Source organism: Streptomyces sp. NH27 (assembly GCF_056859195.1).
In genome coordinates, this window is record NZ_JACEGK010000002.1 from 54456 (window position 1) to 62968 (window position 8513).

2 protein-coding genes are annotated in these 8513 nt (G+C 67.6%); both read right to left on the reverse strand.

What is annotated here, in order from left to right:
• Positions 1 to 124: 124 nt before the first annotated feature.
• Complete coding sequence (locus tag AC13HU_RS00725) at positions 125 to 4519, reverse strand: polysaccharide lyase family protein (protein WP_483039691.1); 4395 nt, start codon at positions 4517 to 4519, stop codon at positions 125 to 127.
• Positions 4520 to 4656: 137 nt separating this feature from the next.
• Positions 4657 to 8505 carry a glycoside hydrolase domain-containing protein gene (locus AC13HU_RS00730; protein WP_483039694.1) on the reverse strand — a complete coding sequence of 1283 codons (3849 nt, stop codon included), beginning with the start codon at positions 8503 to 8505 and terminating at the stop codon, positions 4657 to 4659.
• Positions 8506 to 8513: the final 8 nt, after the last annotated feature.

Consider the following 8513-nt stretch of genomic DNA (forward strand, 5'->3'; position numbering starts at 1 on the left):
GGCCGGCGTCGTTCGGGTCGGTCCTGATCACGACGCGGCGAGGGGGCGCTCCTGCGCAGGCTCGTTGAAACCTGCGCAGGAGACGGTGCCCTCGGGCGGACGGCACTACTTCCACAACACGGCACTAACCTCCGATGGCGAAGCCGTCGTAGGCCAGCCATGATCCGGACGTGGTCGTGATGGTCACGGTGTTCTGCCCGTTCTTGAGCTCTGCGGCGGGCAAGGTGATGGTCTGGGTGGAGGGCTTGATGACCTCACCTGCCGCGCCGTCACCGAAGCGGTAGCCGTCGCCGCCGCCGGCCGGCAGCTGGATCGACTGCCCGGTCCCGCCGTCGAGGGCGACGCTGATCGTGGGCGGGGTGGTTTCCTGGGTGTCGAGCAGCCACAAACTCAAGGTCAGGTCGTTCGTGGGGACCTTGGCGAGGTTGAAGTTCAGCGTGAAGGTGTGCTGTTGGGAACCGGCCCAACTGTCCGCCGGGCCCGGCTGGAGGTAACTCCACTGCGGCGCGGACACGCCGGAACCCGTCGCGGAGACGTAGGGGGTGGCGTCCGAGGGGTAGGAGATTCCGGCGGTGAACCCGGTGTCCTGCTGGGCGGTGTAGTTGACGTCGTGGGGGAAGGCCGAGCTGTAGCTGGAGTAGCCGTCGGGCGAGAGGGCGAATTCGGTGGCGCACACGATGGGCGCCGCTGCCCGGTACGTGGCCGGCCGCAGGCCCACCGTGATGATCTGGTGTCCGGTGTACTGGATCGTGACGTCGGAGCCGGTTCCCGAGGGTTCCACCGTCAGCGTGGCTCCGTCGGGGTCTTCGGCGGGGTTCTCCAGTTGCGCCTCGGTGACCTTGAACGGCAGGTGCAGGGTGGCGGTGCCGGACTTGCCGGCCACTTCGAGGAGGCGTGCGGTGAGCGGGAACCCGGCGGGACCGGCCGTCTGCTGTACCGGGTTGGCCTGCTTGAGGGTCTGCACCACCAGGTTGCCGACCTGCTGGTTCTTGCCGTCCACTACCGAAATGAGCGAGTTCGCCCCCGCCGGGTAGGTGCCGGTGTGCGAGGCGGGTACGGCGCCGGGCTGTAGCGGGGTCTGGACGCCCCAGCCGTACTGGGTGGCGTTCGTGGCGTCGAAGGCCCCGGTGTGGTCGGTGATCGAGTAGTTGTAGGTGATCGGCCCGGACTGGTAGAGCCGGTAGTTGGTGTTCCACAGGCTGTTGAAGGCGTAGGAGAACGCCGAGCCGTTGGTGGGCTGCACCGAGGTCAGGTCGGGGGTCGCGGTGTCGTCCAGGCGCCCGGGGCGGGGCTGGAGCTCCATGCTGCGGATGTGGTCGAACTCCATGAGCGGTGCGTTCGGCGTGGACAGGGTCACGCCGCTGGTGACGCCGTTGGTGGTGCTGGACAGGTCGGCGTAGCTGCGCACCGACTGCCAGTCCATGGCTGATCCGGGCATCTGGCCGTTCGCCAGCTGCACCGAGGTGTCGGGCGTCTCGTAGGTGACGGTGGGGGCGTCCTGCTTGAACGGGAAGGCGAAGTAGCCCTCTTCCGGGGTGGTCACCTTGGTCTTGTCGATGCTGTCGGAGATGTCGAGGCGGGCGGTGGCGGCGTAGAGCGTGAGGGTGCTGCCCGCGGAGTCGACGCCGGTGGCCTCGCCGTCCGGGTCCTTGCCGTTGGCCGTGTCCGGGTAGGTGATCGCAATGGTGGTGCTCACCGGTCCGGTCGACTTGAGGGCGATGGTGGCGCCGGCCGGGGACCACTGGTTCGCCGCGGTCGTCCGCCCGTCCCGGTTCGGGTTGGGCCGGTACACGTACTGGTTGAGCTTGAAGGCCGAGCCCTGGTCGACCAGTTCACGTCCGGTGGCCTTGTCGATGATCGAGGTGACCACGCCCGTGGTCGAGTCGACGCTGACCTTGTAGTACTGGTTCTGCAACACGCCCGGGGCGGAGCCGGAGCCCGGGGTCCAGCCGAGCGAGGGATCGGCTGTGGTGGCGGTGTCGGGCCCGGATCTCAGTTCGTAGGTCCGGTAGCCCAGGGCCGGCACGTCGGCGGCGAGGAACCTGATCCGGGTACTGCTCACCGACTCGTAGGGCACCGCGGCGTTGCGGCCCACGTCCCACAGCTGTCCGGCCCAGCCCGCGGGAACGGTGCTGGTCACGACGTCGCTGCGTTGCCAGGACAGCGAGTTGAACACCGCCAGGCCCGGGTCGGCCGACGTGTTGGCCACCTGATCACTGAGGGACCCGACCGCTGTGTCCATGGCGTCCTGGCTCAGCCGCCCGGCCTTGTCGGCGTGGGTCTTCTTCACCGCCCACTGCGGGTCGGGGTCGAGCAGGCTCGGACTGGCCCAGGTGTGTTCGGTGTAGAGCTCTTCCTCCTGGTACGCCGAGTCCACCAGGCACTGGGCCGTGGGGTCGGGTGCCTGCACGCCGGCCAGGGCGCCGAGGGTCTCCGCGCTCGTGGTCCGGGACTGCGCCTGCATGTTCTCGCCGGTCTCGTAGGCGGATGAACCGGCGCCGTCGGACCACCAGTCGGTGTAGTCGCCCTGCCTGACCGGCAGCCGGGCGGCGTCCACCGAGGTGGGGTCGGGCCGGTAGCCGTCAGCGGAGGTCTGGCCCTGGGCGGTGGCGGCGTCCTTGGCGTACATCGAAGTGGTGGAGACGACCAGCTTGGGCCAGGCGTACTGCTGGCTGAAGTCCTTCACCACGTCGGACAGGCCCACCATCGGCGGATTGCTGTCCTCGAAGAACATCAGCGGGTACACCGACTGCGGGTACCTGGAGACCTGTAGGCCCTGGATGTTCTCGTTGAGGATGCTGTCGGCCACGTACTGGACGTCCGCGCCCGTGATGACCGGTGCGGTGATGGGGGTGTACGGGAGCGGGTGGGTCGAGCTGTCGTTGTTCGACCAGGGCGCCAGCTTCTTGAAGAACTTGTCGTTGAGGTTGGGCGTCGGATCCCACTGGTAGCCCTCGTCGTAGACATGGGCGCCGAAGAAGGTGAGCACCTTGCTGCCGTCCGGGGCCTGCCAGTTGAACACGGCCGGTGAGTCCTGGGAGGCGTGAGGCGTCGTCCAGCGCCCGGTGTGATCGGGGTTGCTGCCGTTGATGAGCAGTTTGACACCCTGTCGAGCGAGCATCTGGATGTCCTGGGCGGTCACGCCGGTCGGGTCGTCCTGGATGGCGGTGGTGGCGCTCACCCCGAACTTCTTCCCCAGCGCGGCCCCCTTGCTCAGGGAGCGGATCAGCTGCTCGGCGCTACCCAGGTCCTGCAGGTTGTTGTCGAAACCGGCGGGCACGTCCAGGTTCCCGGACGCGATGCACCCGCCCAGGGACTCGATCTGCGCGGGACTGCGGTCCTGGAGGTAGTTGTCGAGCATCCAGGAGTGCTCGATGTTCCAGCGGTACTGCGCGTTGGCCGGATAGCCGCTGGTGGCCTGGCACTGGGCGACCGCCTGGTCGAGGAAGGCGTCCTGCAGTTGCCGGGTGGTGGCCTGGTCGTAGTGGTAACCGATGTCCAGGTGGCTGCCGTTGAGCATGTCCAGTTGCCAGCGTCGCTGGTAGGGCAGGTTGGTGGTGAAGTCACCCGCGGCGAAGCCGCTGTCCTGGCTGCTGGTGGTGATCGCCAGCGGCGTCGGTGCGCCCGCGGGGGCCGGTGGCACTTCGATCCGCTGGGTGGAGACCCCGGCAGGGACCGGCAGGGGCCCTGTCGAGTCGCTCCGGTCGTTCGCCGACGCGGTGAAGGTGACGTTGGAGGTGGTGGCGGAGGTGTTGTTGACCTGGAGGTCGACCAGTTGTCCCTGCGAGGCGTCGTTCTTGAACAGGACCGTCGGGTTGGTCGCCAGGATCTGCACCGTGCCCACCTTGCCGGCGGCTGGGGTCAGGCTGATCGAGTCCCAGGCCGTCCAGTACCCGGTGGTGTTCTTGATGACCAGCGTGTTGGCGCCCGACTTGAGGTCCGATGCGGGGATGAGGAAGCCGAGCTGATGGGGCTTGTTCCCGAAGCCGGTGGTCCCCGAGGCGGTGCCGACGCCGAACGCCCCGGCACCGCCGCCGGGCGGAAGAGTCGCAGACTGGGCGACGGTGTTCGAGTCGACCTCGACCGTGGTGTTCGAGCTGAAGCTGTCGGTGTACGAGAGGTCGAGGAGCAGACCGGTGGCGGGCACGGCTTTCAGGTCGTAGTTGATCGTGAACGGGTGGACCGTGCTGCCGGCCCACGCGTCACCGGGGCCCGGCTGGATGTACGACCAGTCGTGGGCCTCGGTGCTGGCGCCCACCGTGAAGTTCACGTCGCCGGGAAAGCCGGCCGAGTAGTCCTTGTATCCCGAGGGCTGGAGCGCGAACTCGGCGTCGGACTGGTCCTGCGTACCGATCGTGAAGAGCGGTGCCGTGACTGCCCCGGAATGCGGGGCGGCCGCCGCGGGATCCGCGGCTATCCCGACCAGCATGGCGGCGGCGCAACCCATCGCGGCCAGCGCGGCTGCGAGCCGGTCACCGAGCTTGCTCCGCTGACGGCGCACACGGTAGGCGGATCTCATGGATACACCTTTCTCCTGTCACGGGAGGAACAGTGGTCAAGCCTTTTGGTCGGATTCGCCGAATCCGACCTCCCTGCGGTTGGGGGTGGCCCTTCCCAGGACCGTCGTTCGGTTCTCTTCCTGGTGCCGGCTGCCGGTCAGGGGGTGTTCTCGCGGATGGCGACAGCGTCGTAGACGAACCATGAGCCGGTTCGGGTGGTGAGGGTGACGACGTTTTCGCCGGTGCGGAGCCGGTCGGCCGGCAGGGGGAAGTCGATGGTGGTGGGGTTGATGGTGCCGCCGTGTCCGTCGCCCCAGTGATAGCCGTCGCCGCCGCCTGCGGGGAGTTGGAGGGTGCCGGCGGTCTGTCCGTTCAGGCTGAGTTCGAGCTGGGGAGGCGCGGACTGTTGGGTGTCGATCAGCCATGCGGTGAGGGCGAGATCCCTTTCGGGGGTTTGGGCGAGGTCGAAGCGCAGGGTGAAGGTGTGGGGTCGGCTTCCGGCCCAGGCGTCGTCGGGGCCGGGGTGGATGTAACTCCACGCGGTTGCCGGGTCGCCGCTGCCGACGGTGAAGTCGACGTCGTTCGGGAAGGCGGTGGGATAGTCGCTGTAGCGGTTGGGGGCGAGGGCGAGTTCCGCGGTCACCAGATCGATGGCCCCCACCGTGGCGATCGCGTGGTGGACGGTGGCGGAGACGTCGTGGTGGAACGTGCCCGCATCGCTCGTGACCGTCACGACCAGAGCCTGCGCCCCGCCGGCGTCGGCCGGGGGAGTGACGGTGAAGGTGGTGGCGGCGGTCGCGGTGCTGCCCAGTTGCAGGGTTCGGGTGGCGGGGGCGGTCTGCCAGCCGACGGGGGCTTGCAGGGAGACCTCGGCGTTGTGGGTCCGGGTGTCGTTGTTGACGAGCGTGACCTGGAAGGTGGTGGGGGTGCTCTGCAACAGGCGCAACTCGGCGGGCGCGGTCGTCACCGACAGCGCGGGCAGACCGCTGACGTAGAGGATGCCCTCGGGGAGTTCGGTTCCGTCGGCGGCGTGGGCGGTGAAGGTGATGCGGTGGAGGTCTTCCGGGGTGCCTTCGGCAACGGACAGGGTGAGGTCCTGGCCGGTGGTGGCGTTGGCCGGGATCGTGAGCGTGCCACTGGCCGGTTCGGTGCGCAGGCCCTCGGGGGCGTTGGTGCGCCACTTCACGGTGACCGTCCGCGCGGTGAGGTTCTGCGCCGTCAACGTGACGGTGCCGTTCTCGCCGGGGCCCACCCGGACCTGGTCGGGTGCGGTGTACAGGAGGGCGGGTGACTGCGCCGAGTGGGAGAACGGCAGTTGCTCGACACCCCAGGCGGTGTTCGGCTGGTCGCCCATCCACAGTTCCAGCGTCCCGCCGCCGGTCAGCTGGTCGTGGTAGAACCAGGCCCGGTCCAGCTTCTTGCCGTTGAGGGTGGCGCGCTGGATGTACATGTTGGCCGCGGAGTTGTCGTGGGTGACGATGCGGAACTGCCGGCCCTTGTAGTAGCGGGTGTTGAGGTTGATGGTGACGCTGTCGAAGATCGGTGACGTGATGTCGTAGACCGGCCGCGACAGGCTCGCTCCGGTGACTTCGAACAGGCCGATCGACATCAGCGCGCTGAGCGATCCCATCTGACCCTGGTCCTCGTCGTGGTGACCGTAGCCGTCAGTGGTGGAAATCGCGGAGTAGACCTGCTCCTTCACCTGCCGTACCCAGTACTGGGTCAGCCACGGCTTGCCCACGTAGTTGAACAGGTGCGCCAGTTGCAGACCGGGCTGGTTGCCGTAGTTGACATAGGCGCCCGCGTCGCCGTTCTGCCCTTCGCCGATGAAACCGGCACTTCTGGACTGCTCGAAGGCATGGTTGAGCTTGTCGGCATAGGCGGACGTGCCGCCCAGCCGGTTGGCCAGGCCCATCACGTCGTGCGGGGTGTACCAGGTGGCCTGCCAGGAGTTGGCCTCCACGAAATCGTCATCGGACAGCGGGTCGAACCCCGGGAGCCACCGTCCGTCAGATCCCCGGGGCCGGCTGAACCCGGTGGACCGGTCGAACAGGTTGTGCCAGTTGTCGGACCGCGCGGTCAGATAGGCGCCGGTGTCGGTGTCGTCCCACACCTCGATCTCGTTCAGTCCCACGTTCTCGCCGGCGCCGCCGGTCACATCGAACCGTACCCAGCCGACCCGCCTCGGCCGGAAGTTCACCACCTTGGTGCTGCCGTCGGTGGGGATTCCGTGCACGGTGATCGTCGACCCGTCGCTGAAGGTCAGAACGCCGGAGTTCACGTTCGACGCGGGGTCCGCCCGATCGCTGATCACCACCTGGTGGACGCGCCTGTTGTCACGCCAGCTCAGCTTGATCCACGGGTTCTTCTCCGTGGACGCCCACTCCACGTTCTGCGACGGCACGATGCCGGCGCGGATCGGCCGGCCGTCCACCGCCCGACTGCCGGCGAAGTTCGCCTCGTTCAGCTGCGAGGACACCGACACCTCGGCGAACTGCGAGACGTTCAACCCCGACTTGCCCAGCCGCCGCGCCAACTGCCCCAAGGTCCAGTCCTGGAACGCGAACTCCAGCGTCTCCCCGGCGCCACGCGATGCCCACGAGTCATTCACCGGGAGGTCGTAGGGAACGTAGCCGTGGTCGAGGTAGTCCCGGGCGCCTCCGCCGTTTCCTCCCCAACTCGCATACTCGTAAGGGGCCTTGTCGAACAGGCCGCCGATGGAGTGGGCGTCGAGCATGGCGTCGTAGGCCAGGTCGATGTCGAAGTCGCGGATGCCCTTGTTCCAGGCGCCGGAGATGAACGACGTCACCGGCGCACTGGTCATCACGAACGAGTAGTCACCAAAGCGCGGGCCGCGCGGCAGCAGGCCGCCGTCCTGGTACATCTGAAGTTGCGAGTGCACGAAGCTGCTGTAGACGTCCGGATACGCGAAGCCGAGCACGGTGTTGAGGTTCCACTGGGTCAGCCACAACGCGTCGTAGTTGAACATCGCGTACTTCGGCACGCCGTGCTGGTCCAGCGGGATCTGCTTGACCTTGCCGTTCCGCCAGGTGTTGTCCAGGTACCTGCCGTCCACGTCGCTGATCGTGCTGCGCCCGCACAGCAGGTGGAACAGGTCCGTGTAGAACTTCACCTGCTGCTGATCGGTGCCGCCCTGGACGTCGATGCGTCCCAGCATCGCGTTCCAGCGTTGCCGGGATGCCTGCTTCACCGCCTCGAAGTCCCAGCCCGGCAGCTCCGCTTCGAGATTCCTGCGCGCCCCCGCCGCCCCGGTGAGCGACAGCCCCACCTTCATCTGCACGACCGCACCGGCGTCCAGCTGCTCGTAGCAGGCGTACACCCCCATGGTGTCGCCCGACAACTCACCGATCGGCGCACCGCCGTTGGCCAGGCTTCCGCCCGCCCACCCGCGCAACGAGTCGAACGGCCGGTCGAACCGGATGGTGAAGAAGAGCCGGTTCTCCTCCGGGGGTGTCCGGGGCCAGTAGATGCCGTCGGTGAGCATCCCGCCCTGGTTGACGTAGCCCTCGATCTCATCGCTACCGACCCTGGTGACGTGGGCGTCTTTCATCCTCGCTTCGCCCAGCACACCGCCGAGGTTGATGATGATCTCACTGCGGCCGGCTTCGTCATAGGTATAGCGGTGCATACCCACGCGATCGGTGCACGTCAGCTCGGCGGTGACGCCGTACCGGTCCAGATGCAGCCGGTGGTACCCCGGCTCGACGACCTCACTCGCGTCGTGCTTCACATACGACTGCCAGCCGGTGTCGCCCTGCAGCTTCGACACGCCCGCACCGGTCGTGGGCATCACCTGCACGCCGGCGATCTGCCAGCAGTGAAGATGACTGAAACCCTTGACGTCGTTCTCCTTGTGGAGGTAGCCGGTTCCCCACAGCGTGTTCGTGCTCGTGTCCGGCCGCAGCTTGACCATGCCGAACGGGTTGCTCGCCGACTGGAAGAAGAAGAACCGGCCCCGATCCGCTTCCACCCACGGATTGACCAGGCCCGCAT

Bases quoted from the DNA above. Each gene is read 5' to 3' on its own strand.
- AC13HU_RS00725 (WP_483039691.1), bottom strand. From the start codon at position 4,519: ATGAGATCCGCCTACCGTGTGCGCCGTCAGCGGAGCAAGCTCGGTGAC.